General features: G+C 59.2%; 13 protein-coding genes. 4 read left to right on the plus strand and 9 right to left on the minus strand.

Translation table 11 applies throughout. The features are described from left to right. Positions 1-149 precede the first annotated feature (149 nt). The 4 genes from IEX75_RS16975 to IEX75_RS16990 are packed head-to-tail and all read left to right on the plus strand — an operon-like array spanning position 150 to position 4942. Positions 150-1226, plus strand: a complete 1077-nt coding sequence (locus IEX75_RS16975; protein WP_188795959.1) for an HlyD family secretion protein — start codon at positions 150-152, stop codon at positions 1224-1226. Further along, positions 1223-2803 carry a DHA2 family efflux MFS transporter permease subunit gene (locus IEX75_RS16980; protein ID WP_188795960.1) on the plus strand — a complete coding sequence of 527 codons (1581 nt, stop codon included), beginning with the start codon at positions 1223-1225 and terminating at the stop codon, positions 2801-2803. Before IEX75_RS16975 ends, IEX75_RS16980 begins: the two co-directional genes overlap by 4 nt. Before the next feature lie 28 nt (positions 2804-2831). Beyond that, positions 2832-4394, plus strand: coding sequence for an efflux transporter outer membrane subunit (locus IEX75_RS16985; RefSeq protein ID WP_188795961.1), 1563 nt, complete (start codon positions 2832-2834; stop codon positions 4392-4394). A 23-nt stretch (positions 4395-4417) separates the two neighbouring features. Beyond that, a complete protein-coding gene (locus IEX75_RS16990; RefSeq protein WP_188795962.1) occupies positions 4418-4942 on the plus strand; it encodes a MarR family winged helix-turn-helix transcriptional regulator in 525 nt (174 codons plus the stop codon). Between the two features lie 231 nt (positions 4943-5173). Here IEX75_RS16990 and IEX75_RS16995 read toward each other — a convergent pair whose 3' ends face one another. The 9 genes from IEX75_RS16995 to IEX75_RS17035 all read right to left on the minus strand — a co-directional run bounded on the left by IEX75_RS16995 (position 5174) and on the right by IEX75_RS17035 (position 18511). Continuing rightward, positions 5174-6400, minus strand: coding sequence for a CaiB/BaiF CoA transferase family protein (locus IEX75_RS16995; RefSeq protein ID WP_188795963.1), 1227 nt, complete (start codon positions 6398-6400; stop codon positions 5174-5176). A gap of 38 nt (positions 6401-6438) precedes the next feature. Beyond that, positions 6439-7260 carry an enoyl-CoA hydratase-related protein gene (locus IEX75_RS17000; RefSeq protein WP_188795964.1) on the minus strand — a complete coding sequence of 274 codons (822 nt, stop codon included), beginning with the start codon at positions 7258-7260 and terminating at the stop codon, positions 6439-6441. Then, on the minus strand, positions 7257-8048 hold the full coding sequence (locus tag IEX75_RS17005; RefSeq protein ID WP_188795966.1) for an enoyl-CoA hydratase-related protein: 792 nt from the start codon (positions 8046-8048) through the stop codon (positions 7257-7259). Before IEX75_RS17005 ends, IEX75_RS17000 begins: the two co-directional genes overlap by 4 nt. Positions 8049-8090: 42 nt before the next feature. Continuing rightward, the gene (locus IEX75_RS17010; protein WP_188795968.1) at positions 8091-9314 is read right to left on the minus strand and encodes an acyl-CoA dehydrogenase family protein; all 1224 of its coding nucleotides are present in this window, start codon (positions 9312-9314) and stop codon (positions 8091-8093) included. Between the two features lie 76 nt (positions 9315-9390). Continuing rightward, complete coding sequence (locus tag IEX75_RS17015; RefSeq protein ID WP_188795970.1) at positions 9391-10368, minus strand: 3-hydroxyacyl-CoA dehydrogenase NAD-binding domain-containing protein; 978 nt, start codon at positions 10366-10368, stop codon at positions 9391-9393. A gap of 1 nt (position 10369) precedes the next feature. Next, on the minus strand, positions 10370-11299 hold the full coding sequence (locus IEX75_RS17020; RefSeq protein WP_188795972.1) for a 3-hydroxyacyl-CoA dehydrogenase: 930 nt from the start codon (positions 11297-11299) through the stop codon (positions 10370-10372). A 122-nt stretch (positions 11300-11421) separates the two neighbouring features. Then, positions 11422-12105 (minus strand): YoaK family protein, encoded by a 684-nt coding sequence (locus tag IEX75_RS17025; RefSeq protein WP_188795974.1) that lies wholly within the window; start codon positions 12103-12105, stop codon positions 11422-11424. Positions 12106-12185: 80 nt separating this feature from the next. Then, complete coding sequence (locus IEX75_RS17030; protein WP_229720920.1) at positions 12186-15122, minus strand: FAD-binding and (Fe-S)-binding domain-containing protein; 2937 nt, start codon at positions 15120-15122, stop codon at positions 12186-12188. 362 nt (positions 15123-15484) lie between these two features. Continuing rightward, positions 15485-18511, minus strand: a complete 3027-nt coding sequence (locus IEX75_RS17035; RefSeq protein ID WP_188795975.1) for a sensor histidine kinase — start codon at positions 18509-18511, stop codon at positions 15485-15487. Positions 18512-18684 lie beyond the last annotated feature (173 nt).

Consider the following 18684-nt stretch of genomic DNA (forward strand, 5'->3'; position numbering starts at 1 on the left):
GTCAGTAAAAACAGTAGCATAAATAATACTTCGCCTACAAATTGTATGTCGTTTGACTTATTTACTAAGCAAGCGTATTGTTCGCTGCCATACAAATAGCGGCTGACTTGCGATCGGCGCACGCCAGCCCCCGCTTGGAGGAGTTGGTCATGAGCAACACCGAAACACAGGAAGGCGCAAAGCCCCGCGCTCTACCCCGCAAAACCCGGATCGCCGCGGGTGTGATCGCCGCTGTGCTGGTGGTCGTCAGCGGCGTGGCCTACGCTGTCATGTCGGGCCGCGAGGTTTCCACCGACGATGCGTACACCGACGGCCGCGCCATCACGATTGCCCCGCATGTGGCCGGGTACGTTGCCGAACTCAACGTCACCGACAATGAGTTCGTCCACCAGGGCCAGGTGCTGGTCCGCATTCAATGCACGGACTATCTCGCCACGCGTGATCACGCGCAGGGCGCGCTGGAATCGGCCGAAGGGCAACTGGCAGCCGCGCAAACGGACCTGGCACTCGCAAAGATCACTTACCCCGAACGCTTGAGCGCCGCGCAAGCCACGCTCGCCACGGAGCGCGCCAATCTGTTCAAGGCGCAATCCGAGTTCCTGCGCCAGCACGACATTCCCAAAGAAGCCACCACGTCGCATGACATCGACTTCGCCACCGCCAATCGCAACGCGGCCGAAGGCGATGTAGCACAAGCACAGGCGCAAGCGCGCATCGCCCAGCCGGTCAATCTCAACATTGACGACGCGCAGGCACATGTCGAGCAACTGCAGGGCGAAGTGAAGCTTGCCCAAGGCGATCTGGATCAAGCCAAGCTCAATGTCGGCTATTGCGATGTCGTGGCACCGCAAGATGGTTGGGTTACCAAGCGCGGTGTCGAAAAAGGTGACTACATCCAGGTCGGCCAACAACTGTTCGCCATTGTCAGCCCGGAAGTCTGGGTCACGGCCAACTTCAAAGAAACGCAGCTGGCGCACATGCGCCCCGGGCAGCATGTGTCGATGACGATTGATGCGTATCCGAACCTCAAGCTGAAAGGCCACGTCGATAGCATCCAGGAAGGTTCGGGCGGCAAGTTCACCGCATTTCCCGCGGAAAACGCCACCGGCAATTTCGTGAAGATCGTGCAGCGCGTGCCGGTGAAGATCGTGATCGACTCCGGCCTGAATCCGAAGCAGCCGCTGCCGCTCAATCTCTCGGTCGAACCGACGGTAGAACTGCAATGAGCACCGCCTCCGACATCCATGATGTTGCATGGAAGCCGCGCGGCAATCCGTGGCTGATTGCGGTGGTGGTGACGCTGGCCGCATTCATGGAGATTCTCGACACCACCATCGTCAACGTCGCGCTGCCGCACATCGCCGGCAGCCTTTCGAGCAGCCCTGACGATGCCACCTGGACGCTTACCTCGTATCTCGTTGCCAACGGGATTGTGCTGACCATTTCCGGCTGGCTCGGTGCGGTGATCGGCAGGAAGCGCTACTTCCTGATTTGCATCGCCATGTTTACGGTGTGCTCGTTGCTGTGCGGATTGGCGCAGAGCCTGCCGCAACTGATCGTGTTCCGTTTGCTGCAAGGTTTCTTCGGCGGCGGCTTGCAGCCCAACCAGCAAGCGATCGTGGTGGATTCTTTCGAGCCGCAGAAACGCGGTGCGGCGTTCGCCATCACGGCGATTGCCACCGTGGTGGCACCGGTACTCGGCCCGGTGCTCGGCGGCTTCATCACTGATAACGCGTCGTGGCGCTGGATCTTTTTCATCAATATTCCGGTCGGCATTTTCGCTTGCCTCGCCGTGGCAGCGCTGGTGGACGATCCGCCGTGGGCCGTCAAACAGAAGCGTTCCGTGGATTACATCGGCCTGGGGCTGATCACGCTTGGCCTGGGCTGCATGCAAGTGATGATGGATCGCGGTGAGGACGAAGGCTGGTTTCAATCCCCCTTCATCGTGCACATGACGATACTGGCCGTTCTCGGCATTGCCGGTGCCGTGCTGTGGTTGTTGATCGCCAAGAAGCCCGTGGTGAATCTACGGGTCTTCAAGGACCGCAATTTTGCCGTCAGTTGCGGCTTGATCATGGGCATGAGCTTCATCCTTTACGGCGCAGCCGTGCTCATTCCGCAATTTGCGCAGACGACGATCGGTTACACCGCTACGCTGGCCGGGCTCGTGCTGGCACCTGGCGGTGTCGTGATCATCTTGCTGATTCCGCCGGTTGGACGGCTGATGAAAGTGGTGCAACTGCGTTATCTGATTGCCGTGGGTTTTGCAATCATGATGTTGGCATTCTGGTATTCCAACAGGTTGGTACCGTCCATCGATTTTTCGACGCTCACCACGATGCGCGGCCTGCAGACCGCGGGACTGGGCTTCCTGTTCGTACCGATCAGCATCATGGCGTACCACAGCCTGCCCAAGTCGCTTGGTGCGGATGCATCGTCGCTGTTCGTCATGTTCCGCAATGTCTCCGGATCGGTCGGCATCTCGGTCTCGACCGCCATTGTCTCCGAGCGTACGCAGGCCAGCCAGGCGCATCTGTCCACATGGCTGACTCCCTTCAATCAATCGTTCAATGAACTGGTCGCAAAAAACGAAGCGGCACTGCGATCGTTGGGACGCGCTGCAAGCACGTTGCACGAAACAGCTATCGGTTATGCGTTTCAGACCTTGAAACAGCAGGCCGCCATCCTGGCCTACGGCGATACCTTCATGTACTTCGCCGTACTTGCCGCGGCCATGATCCCGCTGGCGATGTTTTTGTCGCCGGTCAAAGACGGCGGTCATGCATCCGCACCCATGCACTAAAGCATTTGGATTGTCGAGGACACACGCCATGAACATCATCAAGCTGCACATTGCGCTCGCTGCCGTACTACTGGCCGGATGCACCGTAGGTCCGAACTTCACGCGCCCCGATGCGAAACTGCCGACCGCATGGTGCGCGGCAGACTGCCAGGCAAAACCAACCGTTCCCAGCCACACGGCGCCCGCGCCGATCAACACGGCCTGGTGGACTTCGTTCGATGATCCGGAACTGGTCAAGCTGGAAGAGCGCGTCGCCGATGCCAACCTGGATCTCAAGGTGGCATCGCTGCGGCTTGCCGAAAGCCGCGCGGAACGTTCGATCACCGCTGCCGACCAATATCCCACCGTCGAAGGCAATGCGAGTGCCGTGCGTCAGCGTGCCAGCGCCAATGGCGTGATGGGCATTGCCGGTGCGCTGACGCAATCGACCAATGCAACGACGGCCGCCAACGGAACGGGCGCGGGTGTCGTGGCCCTTCCCTCCGGTAGCAAAGGCTCGTCGGGCCCGGCGCCTTTCAATCTTTTCCAGGCGGGCTTCGATGCGTCGTGGGAGCTCGATCTGTGGGGCAAGGTGCGCCGTGAAGTGGAAGCCGCCGATGCATCGGTGGATGCACAAGCCGATGCACGCCGTGATCTTCTGATGTCCACCATGGCCGAAGTCGCACGCGACTACATTCAATTGCGCGGCACACAAACTGACTACGCCATCACGCTCGACAATCTCAACGCCGCCAAGGATGCCGAACGCGTCACGCGCGAGCGCATGGCGCATGGCCTCGCCACCGAACTGGATGTGACGGAAGCCGCTTCGCAAGTGTCGGCGGAAAACGCGATCCTGCCCCAGCTCGCACAGCAGGAGGACGAAACCATCAATCGCTTGAGCTTCCTGCTTGGCCAGGCTCCCGGTGCCTTGCGCGCCGAGCTCGAAGAAAGCAGGCCCGTTCCGCCTACGCCGCCGGTCGTGCCCGTAGGCATTCCTTCAGACTTGGCGCGCCGCCGTCCAGACATCCGCGAAGCCGAGGCAAACCTGCATCAGGCCACGGCAGACATCGGCGTTGCGAAGGCGGATTTCTATCCGAGCATCACGTTATCGGCCAGCGGCAGCCTGCAAGCCTTGCAGTTCAGCCAGCTCGGTAACTGGGGCTCGCGCCAGTTTTCCATTGGCCCCTCGATCAACCTGCCCATCTTTGAAGGCGGCCGGCTGAAGGCGACGCTCAATCTGCGCAAGGAACAACAACAAGAAGCGGCCATCAACTACCAACGCGTCGTACTTTCTGCATGGCATGACATCGACAATGCGCTGACCGAGTATTCCTCACAGCAGCAGCGTCACGATCAACTGCAAGCAGAAGTGCAGGACAACCAGCGTGCACTACATTTGGCGCAAGCCCAATACACCGCCGGCACGGGCTCGTTCCTGCAGGTGCTCGATGCGGAACGCCGCCTGCTCGCCGCACAGCAGGACCTTACCGACAACACCACGCAGATCTCCACCACTCTGGTTTCGCTGTACAAGGCACTGGGCGGCGGCTGGGAGTCGACTTATCCCGAAATCGGGTCCGTAGCGGTCACGCAAACACCACGTTCCTAGACCGTCCACAGGAGTGTCGAGTCGTGAACAAATATGTTGACCGTGCGGACAAAAGCGAGGCGTCAACAGGACAAGAAACGTTCGACATGACGGACGTCGACGCGCTCTACAAAATGGCGGAGGTCAGCCGCATCTTGAAGAGCGCAACCTCCACCATCGAGAAACTCGCACACCTGGCCTCGGGAACCAACGATCTGACACTGATGCACTGCCTCGTGCTGGTTCATCTATCGAGGACGGTCAGCTGCAAACAGTTGGATCTGAAATATGCCACCCGCATCGCTTCGCCGTATCTGACGAAGTTGATCGATGAACTCACCATTCGGGGTTTTGTCCGTCGGCATCGGTCGTCAGGGGATCGTAGGCAGATCATTCTGGTGCTTACCGCGCCAGGACGGGAAACTGCGCTGCGTCTGCTGGCGTCCTTGCATGAGCTCACCCATCAGACACAACGCGATGCTATTGAGCAGCTTGGTTTCTCGCTGAAGCGTTTTGTCATCACGACCGGGAACGAAGGGCTATCTGATCGGGATGGCAAAGAGAACTGAGATCAACCCTCGCTGGACACCTGATCACACCTCACCGTCATTCCGGCGAACGCCGGAATCCAGTACGAACATGCTGTGCGGAGCACTCAACATAAAAGGTGTCGTGTCCTTCGGACGCATATTTAAACTGGATTCCGGCGTTCGCCGGAATGACGGTGAGGCAATGATTGGCATTGCCGCAAGGTTGACCTACCCACTTGCAAACAAGGTAAGAGATGTTTTTTAGCCGCGCTAAACCACATGCTCCTTCGCGCGCGGAATAGCACCACCCTCACACAAATCATCAATCTCAGTCGCACTGAATCCAAGCTGCCGAAGAATCTCCTCGTTGTGCTCACCAATCTTCGGCGCACGCTTGGCCGAAACCTTGGCGACACCATGCACCTGCAGCGGACTGCTGATCGTGGACGTCAGCTTGCCACCGGCACCTTCGAGCGGAACGATGATGTCATTGGCGCGCAGCTGCGGATCATCGATCACCTCTTGCGGAGAGCGCACGGCACCGAACGTCACATGGACGCCACTGAAAACCTTGTACCAGTGCTCCATCGGCTGCGACTCGAAAACGCCGTCCAGGATGGCGGTGAGCTGCGGCATATTCGCCATCAACTTGGCGGGATCGGCAAACCTCGGATCGGTCAGAAGATCCGGCCGGCCGATCGCCTTGGCCACGGCCTCCAGCTTGTCGGGTGTGACGATGAGAACGAACCAGGTGTCATCGGCGGCGCGATAGACATTCATCGCCGCATTCGCAGGATTCTTGCGATCGTGCAAACCAAAAAACTTCGCATCGCACAGTGCCGCCTGGATCGAAACGCTTGCCGACCAGACACCTTCCGCAAGCAGCGAGGTCGTGACACGAGTGCCCTCACCCGTGCGTTCGCGGCGATACAGGGCCGTTACAATCGCGGCATAAAGCCCGACTGCGGTCGCATTGTCACCGCTGCCTGCCACCGGCCAGGTGGGTGGCGCGCCGGCATCGCGCGTCATCGACAGCAATCCGCTGCGCGCCCAGTACGAGGTGATGTCAAAGCCCGGCAGATCTGCATCAGGCCCCTTCTCGCCGAAACCCGTAAGGTCGGCGTAGATCAGGCGCGGGTTCCATCCCACCACGTCTTCATATTCAAGTTTGAGTCGCGCGCGTGCCGGGTGCGGTGTATTCACGATCAGAACGTCGGCCCATTTGACGAGCTTCTCGATCACCTGGCGAGCGCCCGGCGATTTCAGGTCAAGCGCCATGCCCCGCTTGTTTCGGTTGGCCAGGTGCCAGGGGTAGGCATCCGCGGCAACCGGTTGCGGTGGCATGTTGTTCGCATGTCGCCACAGGTCGCCATTCGGCGGCTCCACCTTGATCACGTCGGCGCCGAAGTCGGACAGGATCACCGCGGCGCTGGGGCCTGCGATGAAGCTCGCCATATCCACCACTTTGAGCCCGGAAAAAATGTTGTCGCTTGCCATGTCTGTCCCTTCTCGATCATTAGTGTGCGGCGGCGACTTCACCGCCCCCGAAACTGAGGCGCACGTTTCTCCAGAAAGGCAGTGGTGCCTTCCTGCTTGTCTTCGGTGGCGGCGCAAATGCCGAAGTAGGCCGCTTCCAGCGCAAGACCTTCGCTTTGGCTGATATCCAATCCCTTGTTCACGGCATCCAGGGAGAACTTCACCGCGATCGGTGCATTGGCCGCGATTTGCTTGAGGATGGTCTCGGCGCGTTCCATCAGGCTTGCCGCAGCCACGACTTCATTGACGAGGCCAATGCGATAGGCCTCCTGCGCAGAAATCGTTTCGCCAGTGAGAATCAGCTGCAACGCACGCCCCTTCCCTACCAGGCGCGGCAAACGTTGCGTTCCGCCGCCACCAGGCAGCAAACCCAGCTTTACTTCAGGCTGTCCGAATTTGGCGTGCTCCACGGCGATCCGCATCGTGCAGGCCATGGCCGTCTCGCAGCCGCCACCTAGCGCAAAGCCGTTGATCGCCGCGATCACCGGTTTGCCAAGATTTTCGACGAGATCCAGCACGTGCTGCCCGAGCCGGCTGGATGCCTCCGCCTCATAGGCACCTAAATGCGCGAGTTCGCTGATGTCGGCGCCGGCAATGAAAGCCTTGTCACCTGCGCCGGTGAGGATCACGCCGCGTACAGAAGCATCAGCTTTCGCGGCTTCGAATGCAGCCTGCAAATCGGTCCATGTCGACGTATTCAGCGCGTTGAGCACCTTGGGCCGATTAACCGTCACGTGGGCAATCGAACCCTTTTTCTCATACAGAACGTTCTCGAGCTTCAACTCCGTCGCTGAAGCAGGTTCGAGTGTCAAGGCAGTCATTGCAAGGATCCTCCCGCTGCAGCTTTGGACTTTGTGAAGTCGGGCTTGCGCTTTTCGAGGAATGCCATGAGGGCTTCCTTGGTATCAGCCGACTGCAAACGCGACGCGTACTCCTGGAACTCAAGTTCCGCAGCAGCCGCCATGTGCGCGCTCAAGCTACGTCTCATCAACTGCTTGCTCGCACATACCGCGCCGGCCGGTTGCCGTGTCAGTTTGTGTGCCGTGTCCAGCGCTGTTGCCATGAGATCTGCCTCGGCCACGACGCGCGTGACGAACCCCAGCTCCGCAGCGCGGCGTGCATCGAACGGCTGTGCCAACAGCACCAATTCCGCAGCGGCGAGATAGCCGATCTGCGCGGGAAGCCAATAGCTCGTTCCCAGTTCCGGCACCAGGGCGAGATTCACGAAAGGCATCTGAAACCGCGTGTGCTCGGCCGCATACACGAAGTCGAAGTGCGTGAGCATGGTTGTGCCCCCACCAATGGCGACGCCATGCACCGCCGCGATAAGCGGCTTGCCGAACTCGATCAGCGCAGCGACGAAGCGACCCTGCGGGCTGTCATCCCCCTTCAGCGGATGGTGGAGAAAATCCTCAAGATCATTGCCCGCGCAGAATGCATCGCCAACGCCGTGCAGAAGCACAACCCGCGTTTCGTCGTCCTTGGCAGCGGCATTGAGCAGATCGGCGATGGTCGAGTACATGTTGAACGTCATCGCATTCTTCTTTTCCGGTCGGTTGAACTGGATTCGAAGAATGTTCTCGAAGCGCTCGGTCATGATCTCAGGCATTTTCGTCTCCTTGGATTCTGTGGCTGGTCGGCGCCACGCGCGTCAGACAAACGCGCCGTGGCCGGTGATGGCTTTACCAATGATCAGGTTCTGCATCTGATACGTACCTTCATAGGAATAGAGCGCTTCGGCATCGGCGAAGAAACGGCCGACATCGTAGTCGGCAAGAATGCCGTTGCCGCCCAGCAGCTCGCGTCCCCACGCGACGGTTTCGCGCGATTTGGCCGTGCAGAATGCTTTCGCAAGCGCCGCCTGGTGATCGCTGAGCTTGCCCTCGTCATCGAGTTGCGCAAGTCGCAGCATCAAGCACTGGCACGCCGTTACGTTGGCGAGCATCTTCGCAAGCATGTCCTGCACCATCTGGAACGAAGCGATCGGCTTGCCGAACTGCGATCGCTCCTGGGTGTATTTGAGCGTTGCCTCGAACGCGCCCATCTGGATGCCGGTGGAAGCCCAACCCACCATGTACCGCGTCATCCGCAGCACACGCGCGGTGTCGCGGAACGAATTGCCGCCTTGCAGGCGATTCGCCTCCGGCACACGCACATCGGTCAAGGTGATCTGGCCGTTCTGGACCACCTTCAGCGCGATCTTGTGTTCCATCTTCTCCACGCTGAAACCCGGCGTGGTTTTGTTCTCGATGATGAAACCTTTGACCTGGTTGTCAGCCACGTCCCGCGCCCAGATGATCGATATGTCGCACCATGGCGAGTTACCGATCCATCGCTTCTGGCCATTGAGAATCCAGTTGTCGCCGTCGCGCTTCGCCGTCGTGGTCAGGCCGCCGGCCGTTCCCGAACCGACCAGTGGTTCGGTCAACCCGAAGCAGCCAATTTTCTCGAACCGCGCCATGGGTGGCAGCCACTTCTGTTTCTGCTCTTCCGATCCATCGAGATAAATCGAGCCCATCGCCAAGCCGCTGTGCACGCCGAAGAACGTGCACATCGATGCATCAGTGCGCGCCAGTTCCATCGCGACGTAGCCGAACAACTTCTGGCTGCCGCCCGCGCAGCCATAACCTTCGTAGCCAAGTCCGCCGATGCCAAGCTCCTTGAACGAAGGCAGCAGTTCGAACGGAAACGCATCATCCGACCAATACTTGTTGATGATCGGCCGGACTTTGGTTTCCATGTATGTCCGCACTTTTTTGACGACGGCCCTCTCTTCTTCGGTGAGAAGCTCGACCAGCAGATAGAAGTCGCCGTTCGGTACAGGTATGGGCTTCGGTTCGCCGCTTTTGCTTGCTGCGGTTGCTGCTGTGGACATTGGGGCTCCGATGACTTCGGTTTGAAAGCCGGAAAAAGTAAAAACGTACAATCGATCCGGATAGAAGCACCCAGCCTCAAGCGACCGGCGCCGCCGATTTGAGCTGGCTCGATTTCTCTACCTTGTTACGCAGCTCAAGCAGCCCGAGCAGCACCTCATCGCGCTCCGACGCAAGTTCGTCGATGGAACGCGAACCGATCTCGGCATGCAGGCCGTCGATCAGTTTCTTCTGCACGTCCGGGGTAAGTTCGGGAGAGCCCAACACTTTCCACCACGCCGTCATGGGCCCAGTGAATTGCTGGAAGAAGTGCTCGATGCCGCCTTGACCACCGCCAAGATGATTGAGCAGCACCTGGCCCATGATGCCCCAGCGCAGACCCGGCCCCCAGCACAACGCCGTATCGACATCGGCGACGCTGACGACGCCATCGGCAACCAGGTGATAGACCTCCCGCGCCAACGCAGCCTGCAAACGGTTGGCTACATGGCCTGGCACTTCTTTGTTCAAGCGGACGGTTCGCTTGCCCAGGCTTGTATAAAACTCGGCGACGCGGTCGATCGTATCTTTCGATGTCTTTGCCCCGCCGACGATCTCGACCAGCGGAACCAGATGCGGCGGATTGAAGGGATGCGCGATGACGCAGCGCTCGGGATGCTTTTCGCACGCCGACTGGATGTCGCTCATGGTCAAGCCCGATGAGCTTGAGGCAATGATGACGCTGGGATGCAACAGCTCATCCAGTTGGCGATAGAGCGTCTTCTTGAACTCGATTCGCTCGGGCCCGTTCTCCTGCACCAGATCGGCATCCTTGATGGCGTCCGCAAGGTTCGCCGTGAACGACACCCTGTTCTGTGATGCATCAGGCGCAAGGCCAAGCCGTTGCAACGCAGGCCAAGCCGCTGCGATAAAACGCTTCAATGCGGCCTCGGCATCCGGCGCGACGTCTGTCGCCACCACGTCCAGACCCTTGGCCAGGAAAAGAGCGGCCCAGCTGGCGCCAATCACTCCCGTGCCGATGATCGCCACCCGGCGAATAGGCTTGCTATGAGACATGTCACTGCTCCTTCGGGAGTTCGGCGTAGGCGATGCCGGTCAGGTTGCCCTGGGCATAGAGGAAATTTTTCTCTTCGGATCCACCGAGCCGCGCGGTGTAGACCGAGCCCGCGAGATCGGTTACGAACATGCGGTCGCCAGCCACGTCCAGGGCGATGCCGATGCCTTCCATCAAATGGGTAACGACGATCTCCGGCTCGGCCGGTTTGTGGTCGATGGATGCGCGATTGACCGTGTTGCCGCGCGGCGGGTCGCCGCGGTCGGTCCAGTACAGGACGCGGTTTTTCTCGTCGAGCTCAAGATCGATCGGCTCCGGCAATTTATCGAAAAAAATCTCGATATCCGACCTGGCCGCTGCGGTTTCTCCGGCAGGGATCTCGATATTGGCGCGGAAGATACGGCCGAGCCCGGCTTTGTCAGGACCTTTTTGCGACCAATAGATATGCCCGCGTTCCGCATCGATCGTCAGGCCGACGCACCACTTGGTTTTATCCCTGCTATCGGTTTCACCGCGTCCGGCCTCGATGAGCGTCTCCAACTGCGATCCGTCCAGATTGCAGCGCATGACACGCGTGCCTTCTCGGTCGCACCAATAGAGCTTGCCGTTTGGCTTATCGAGAATGATCTGCTTCGGCGTGTGGGTGTCTCCCTGCGCAACGATCATCTTGCGGTTTTTCCCGTCGATGTCGGCGCGCTCGATCGATCCGTCGTTGAGGTTGGGAACGCCCATGTTGGTCCAGTAGATGTGACCGGCATCAATATCGACGACGATGCCGTCGGGCATGCGGCAATCCGTGACGATGGTCTTGCGATCGGAACCATCCGCATTCATGCAATGAATGCGCCCGGCATTGATTTCCAGCACAAAGAGTCGGGCGACGGTGGCTCTGGTGCCAGCGCTGTGCTGGCTTTCGTTGAGGACTTCGGACATGCGGCACCTGCTTGAAGGTATGACACAACTTCGATGGGAGTTATGTCGCTACCATGCCGCGAAAGACAGCTACCGTATTGGACGAAACTACCGTCCTGAGAAAATTCGTGGTGATATCTCGGTCATGATTCGGTTTTTGCTTCGTTGTGTACGTAAGCCAAGGCAGCGACGATCGGCAGCAACGTGAAACACTTGACGCTGACGATGGCAAACATCAACGCACCGCATCCGCATCCCAGTGCGAACACGGCAACGTTCCCACTAAAACGAACGAGCCGGGAATTGAGCGCCGATGCCTGCTCTTCGCTCAAGCCACCATGCAGCTTGTCCGCCAGATCGAGCATGATTTGCGTCGTAGTTCCCGTCATGATCGTGGACGGCGGCGCGTAAGAAAGATGAACACGATGCACGGCATTTTGCAGTGCCATGGCAGTGACGAAGATCATGCCCACGACGACCGTTGCCGTGTTGTCCGCATCGGGAAAAGGTCCAAGCACCCACGCCAGCCACGCGCCCACGATCAGGAGAACCAATTCCAGCAGAAATAGTGTTCGCAACACCGGCCTACCAAGCGCCACCAGCTTGTAATGCAGCAGACGTGCGAAAACGATAACGATGCAAAAGACAGGAAGCGCCAGGAGTTTCGCCACCGTACCGCTCGATCCATACACGAATGCAGCACCAAGCGTCACGAAGTTGCCGGTTACGTGAGTCGTAAAGAGGCCGTGCAAGGCCAGAAACCCGGCCGAATCGACATAACCGGCATTGAAGCTGAGTAGCGTTGGAAGATTCGGCATTTTGAACATGGCAGCGCCCCTCATTCACCCTTCCAAGAGAAGGTAACTGCCCTTGAGAGCGCTTTATGCAAACTATCCGGCGCAAATCTTCAGGCGCTGGTACGACTCAACTCTTCCAACAGAAAAAGGAATGATTCATACGGCCGCCCGGTCGCCTGCCGCAGCCCCATTTCGCAGGTTCGGTTTGCCGACAGGTAAGCATCTGCGGGATGGGCATCCAGCACGGCTTTGATTTCCCGCGTGGCCGACATGACCAGTTCGGGGTGCAACAGGCCTCGATCACCGGCCGTGCCGCAGCACGTCGTACCGATGGGTACCACGACGTCTTCGGCCAGATGGCTGGCGATCTCCTTGAGCGCGCCGGCCAGACCCAGGTGGGTGATCGAGCAGCTGGGATGGATGGCAATCCGCGGCAACGTATGAGTTATGGTGAGTTTCGGCAAAAGCTCGCGGCACCAGGCGATCGAGTCGATGATCGTCAAGCGTGCATACCGATCTTTCAGATCACCATCGAGTTGCGTGCCGATATCCTCCAGCAAACCGAGGGTGCACGACGCGGCATCAACAACGATGGACAAGCTCCCTTCCCCGCTCCACCGCCAGAAAGCCTCTGCGATGGCCTGCGCCATGTAGTGATGCCCTTGGCGATAGGCTTTGGACTTCCACGGCGTCGAACAGCAGAAGCCGCCGACATCCGGCGGTATCCACAAAGGTTTGCCGGCTCGCGCGGAGAGACTGACAAACACCTCCGGAAGTGAAGGCCTCGCGGCTGAAGCCGGATCGCGGCCGAAAATACGGTTGATGCACGCGGGAAAGTACACAGCAGCTGCGCCGCCTTTATCTGTCTGCGGCAAGGCAGGTGCCGGGCGCGGCATCGGTCCGGGAACCGTTGGCAGCACGTCCGGACTGACGACAGTTCTCGCAGCATCCGCCAACGCGGTCAGCGGTTTCACACCAAAGATCGACGTAAATCCATGTACGCCGTGCAGACTCACGCGAGCAACACTTTCGATTGATTTCCAATGCTTGGCCAGGCTAAGCGCGACTTTCTCCGAGCCAGGCCCGCGTTCCAGCGCCCTGAATTCGCGGATCAAGGCACCGGTATTGATGCCGATCGGACAAGGGATGGAGCACATGCCATCGCCCGCACACGTCTCGATGCCGTCGTATTGATAATCGTTCTGCAATTGCGTGAGCACCGGCGAATCCGGCGCCTGACGTGCCATCTCCCGCCGCAGCACAATCCGCTGACGAGGCGTCATCGTCACGTTGCGGCTCGGGCACACCGGTTCGCAAAAACCACATTCGATACATTGCGACGAACCCGTCACGCCTTCGATTTGCGGTACCGATTTCAGGTTTTCCAGATGAAGATTCGGGTTATGCGTCAGGATCACGTTGGGCGCGAGAATCTCATACGGATCGGCAAGTTGCTTGATGCGCCACATCATGGCGGTAGCCTTCTCGCCCCACTCAGGCGTGACGAAAGGCGCCATGTTCAAACCGGTTCCGTGTTCGGCCTTCAGCGAGCCATCGTGTTTCTTGATAACCAGATCGACCAGTTCGTCCATGAATGCTGCGTAGCGCTTGCGCCCTTCCGGATCGGTAAAGTCCGCCACCAAGGTAAAGTGCAGATTCCCGTGTGCCGCGTGCCCGGCCACACCGGGAATGAAGCCATGCTTGGCCAGCAACGCCTGTACGTCGCGCGCGCCTTCGGCCAGGCGCTGTGGCGGAAAGCACACATCTTCGGTGATAAGCGTCGAGCCCTCGGGCCGCTGTTTTCCCACCAATCCAAGCAGGCCTTCACGCACGTGCCACGCAAGTTCGATGGCCTCCTCAACGCTGGTGAATTCAACTTCGTGAACCAGCTTGGCGTGCCCCACATGTTCGATCACCGCGTACTGCGTTGCCTCCAATGATGTTTCGTCTTGCGCGCCAAGCTCTACCAGAAGTGCAGCCGCCTTGGGATCAAGCGTTCGCCAATAGGAAGGCGTGTGTGCAAACGCCTGGCCCGCTGCGGTGAGTGCCGGTGCAATCATCAACTCGACAGCGGTTGCGCCGATGGCTACTAAACCGGGCACAAGCGCAACCGCTTCGTCGATCGTCGGCACCGGAATCCAAGCGACGCTGGTGACGTTCGGCGCAGCAATCGTTTCGATGGTCGCCTCGGCGATAAACGCCAAGGTTCCCTCGGACCCGACGATCAAGCGCCGGAAGATTTGCAGTGGCGTTTCGCCATCCAGCAGCGCGCAAAGCCGGTAGCCATGCGTATTGCGAATACTGTATTTGCGGCGCACGCGATCGGCCAAAGCCTGGTCGGCCAAGAGTTCTTGCCGAAGCTCCAGCAAGCCCGCAGCCAGTTGTGGCTCTGCCGCCGCAAAAGCGCGTTCGGCATCGGGCGCCGATGTATCGATAAAGGCACCGGAAGGCGTCACGAACTTCAGCGCTTTCACAGTGTGGTAGGCGTCGCGCTCGACCGTGCAGCGCATGCCACCGGCATTGTTGCCGATCACGCCGGCAATGGTGCACGCATGCGAGCTTGCCGGGTCCGGCCCAAGCCGCCGCCCATGCCGTGCCAGCATGGCGTTGACGTGCGCGAGAATCATTCCGGAACGTGCCGTCACGTGCCGACCACCGTCTTCTACTTTCGCACCGTACCAATGGCGGCGTACATCGATCAGGATGTCATCGGAGAGTGATTGCCCGTTCAAGCTGGTCCCTGCGGCGCGAAACGTGGCGTGCCTCCCGTGCGTGCGGCAGTAGGCAAAAATCTTGGCGATATCTTCAGTGGTCCTTGGCAGCACTACAACACGAGGAATCAATCGATATGGGCTGGCATCGGATGCATACCTGACCAGATCGATTGCCCGGTGCAGCACTTGGTCCTTACCGAGCAGCGCGATGAGATCGTGCTTGAGCGTGTCGGGCGTTCCATGAAGCATGGAGGCAGGAACGGCATCGCTTTGCGGATGACCGGGGAATTGGCCGATCAGTGAGGGGTCTGGGGAGAGCAGCTTTCTGGCCAAGGCAGGACCCTCTCATTGGATCATAGATATCTACACGTCTCCGCGCACTGAAATCTTGCCTTGCCGTCATTCCGGCGAAAGCCGGAATCCAGTCTAAATATGCGTCCGAAGGACACGGCGCTTTTAATGTCGAGTGCTTCGCACAGCATGTTTGTACTGGATTCCGGCTTTCGCCGGAATGACGGTGAGGTGTAAACAGACGTTACTGTGAAATGTGTGGATATCCATGCTTATGGATATAGCAACGCGCGCTAAGCCCGCCGATAGCCAAACCCTACCCCACGCCCAATTTCCACTTATTGGACGTCTATGACCCCACTTGTCGATTTCAGCCCTCTCGCCACCCAGCTCTTCACACCGGCTCACGGCATGGGATATTTCGGGCTCGGCTGAACAGCATCAGGAAATACACGCCAGGATGAAGGCAGCCGCTGCTTGAACCACATCCATCGGGACTGCCGCGGATGCGCATAGGCAATGCCCGCTGGCACGACAAGTTCAATCTCCGTACCCGCTCCGGCGCTTGCCCTGATCAGCAGCCGGCCACCGATAGCGCCCGCGCGCTCGCGCATGCCGACCAATCCCCAGTGCCCCGGCCGGTGTCCTGCATCCAATATCTGTGGATCGATGCCAACGCCATCGTCACGAATGCACACGCGCAGCTGCTTGACGTCGTAGGCAATCGCCACGTCGACCTGCGTCGCCATGGCGTGCTGAAATGCGTTGAGCAAGGCTTCGCGGCCGATCAAGTAAATCTCTTCGCGAATCACCGGGATGATCCCTTGCTGGATACCGGTGCAGGCAATCTGGAAACGTGCCGGCCACTCCTCCGCAAAATCTTCGGCAAGCGACGTAAAGGCCTCGGCGAGATCTTTCGCCGCATGATCGCGGGTACGCAAGTCCCGCACGCGATCACGGCCATCCACCAACAGTTCGTAAGCGCGTTCCAGTGACTGATCGACCTTCGCACGAAACGGATCGCCCTTGGGTATGTGGTCGGCAAACGCCTGCATGCACAAGGTCAGGCCTTGCACGCCCTGCAGCAAGGTATCGTGCAGCTCCCGCGCGATGCGCTCACGCTCCGCATGACGAACCTCAAGCCGGTCGCGAAGTGCGCGCAGCATTCGTCGGCGCTCCATGAGGGCGAGCGCAACGACACAAAGTATCGCCGCCATGATCGACAGTATCCGGAAAATCCGCGTTTGATAGAACGTTCGCTCGATCTGAAACGCCAAGATGGACGGATGCTCGCTCCACACGCCATCGCTGTTCGCCGCCTCTACCTGAAATGCGTAATCACCCGGTTTCAAGTTCGCGTAGACGGCCTGCCGCTGCGCGCCGCCATCCTGCCAGTGTGTATCGACACCGCTCAGCTTGTAGCGGAACTTCACGTTTTGCGGGGCTCTGAGACTGGCTGCCGTATATTGAAAACTGATGGTGGCGGTATGCGGCGGAAGCGCCAGGTGACTATCGATGGGGAATGGCCGTCCTTCCGCGACTATCGACTCGATCACCGTCTGCGGCGCAACCGGATTGGCGTGCACGGTCGACGGGTCAATCCAGCACACACCCTGGTTGGTCAAAAACCACAGCCTGCCGTGTTCATCCGTGGTAATCGTGGAAGCCAGCGGCTGCCGGAAGGCAATGCCCGGCACGCCATCGTCGCCGCCATATAACCTGTAGCTGGGCGTATACCCTGCATCGTCGAAAGCGCGTTCGGCTTCGCTTGCCTCAATACGCACGACACCGACGCTGGTGTTCAACCAAAGATCGCCCGTCTTCGTTTCGGCAACGCCGGACACCGCGCTCAGCACCGGCAGGCGAGCCATGGATAGCGATTGAAAACGCCCGTTCTTCCAACGCGCAACGCCGGTATCGCCTCCCACCAGGATGCTGCCGCTTTGTGCGGCGATAGCCTCCACGTTGCCAATGCTCAACCCCTCGCTCGCGGTATACACGGTAGCCGCATGGCCATTCCAACGCAGGATCTGGCCGTTGGGGTAGCCCAGCCACATCGTATTGCCTGCATCAAAAGCAATCGCCGTAGGTTGCTTGTGGCCGAGAGGGTTTTCGATCTCGGCTTTTCGCCAAGCGTCGCCCTCCAACTCGTAAAGGCTGCCGCTGAAACCAAGCCAGAGATTGCCGTGCGCATCCTTGCCAACGGCCGTCGTATCCCATGAGGCCTGATTGCCTGGCAGCTTCAATGGCGAACTTCCCGCTTGGGGGCTCCATTGGTAGAAACCCTCCGCCGTTTCACTTATGAAGCGGTTACCGGCTTTAATGATGTGATAAGAACTTGCTGGAAACGCGCATGTCAGTTCCGACGCCACGGCATGGGAGACTTGATATAGGCATCCCTCCTGCAGCAGCAGGACGTTTCCCGCATCGTCGGGAGACAACCATGTTTCCACCGGCGATGCACCAGGCAAAGGCGAAACAGCCTTGAAGCTATTCGTGTGGAACCGGTTGAGGCCAAAATCGGTGCCGACCCATACGTCGCCTTCGCGATCGACAAGCATGGGCACCGTCACAATCGAGGTGAACCCTTGCTCGGTGGAATACCTGTCCGTTACCTGTTCAGGACGTAACGGCTGACCATCGGCGAACTGCGATGGATTTGCCACGCGGAAAATGCCTTGCATACCGCTGCGATAGGAGAGCGTTCCCCAAAGCGCACCGCTTTTATCAAAAACCAAGCGCATGCTTTGCGCAAAGTGCGTGGCCGGCAAGGGTTTCAACAATTGACTGGGAACATGTCCGGCTGAAAGGCCAGGCAACGCGCGCGTACCGTGCACACCGTCGGACACCCACAACGTTCCATCCGGAGACAAGGCCAGCACCGAATACAAACCGGTGGAGATGCCGGTGTGCTCGAACCGGTGAGAGCCCTTGCGCAAAAACAGCAGCTCCCGATCGGTCGCCAACCACGCCGTGCCCTCCTTGTCCACGAGCATCCACATGGCCTGCATATCCGGCGGGAAATCCCAATCGACGCCGACCTTCGCCAGCTTGCCATCGCTGTAACGAAGCAATGCCCGCCCCGCCACAACCCACATGGCACCATCGGGTGTCACTGCAAAGGCATACACGGGGCCTTCCTTTGCCGTGTTGCTGATGGGGTAACTGACAACATGCCCGGCTTTGATATGGCTGATCACACCGTCGGACGTACCGACCCAGAAGTCGTCATCGGATACGATGCGAAGCGCAGTCATGTCGGTGGATAGGAAGGACTGTCCTGCCGCAGGCACGTAGCGCTGGAACTGCACGCCATCGAAGCGAAACAACCCGGTACTGGTGGCGAGCCAGATGAAGCCTTTGCCGTCCTGCTTGATGTCCCAGTTATCCGCCGGCGCGCCGTTTACGACCATCCAGGTGCGATGGTTCATGTGCTGGATGCTGTCGGCCGTGGGTTCGCTGCAGATAGCCGAACGCGGCCACGTCAAACACAGCGGCAGCAAGATAAGCGCCAACCATCTTCCGTGAATCGCGAACATATGCCCTCAGCTTGGAATCATGGGCTAGCTGATACCGACGTTCCCCCATCGGAGGTGGATCGGGT

The sequence above is a fragment of the Dyella nitratireducens genome (assembly GCF_014642835.1).
Lineage (GTDB): Bacteria > Pseudomonadota > Gammaproteobacteria > Xanthomonadales > Rhodanobacteraceae > Dyella_B > Dyella_B nitratireducens.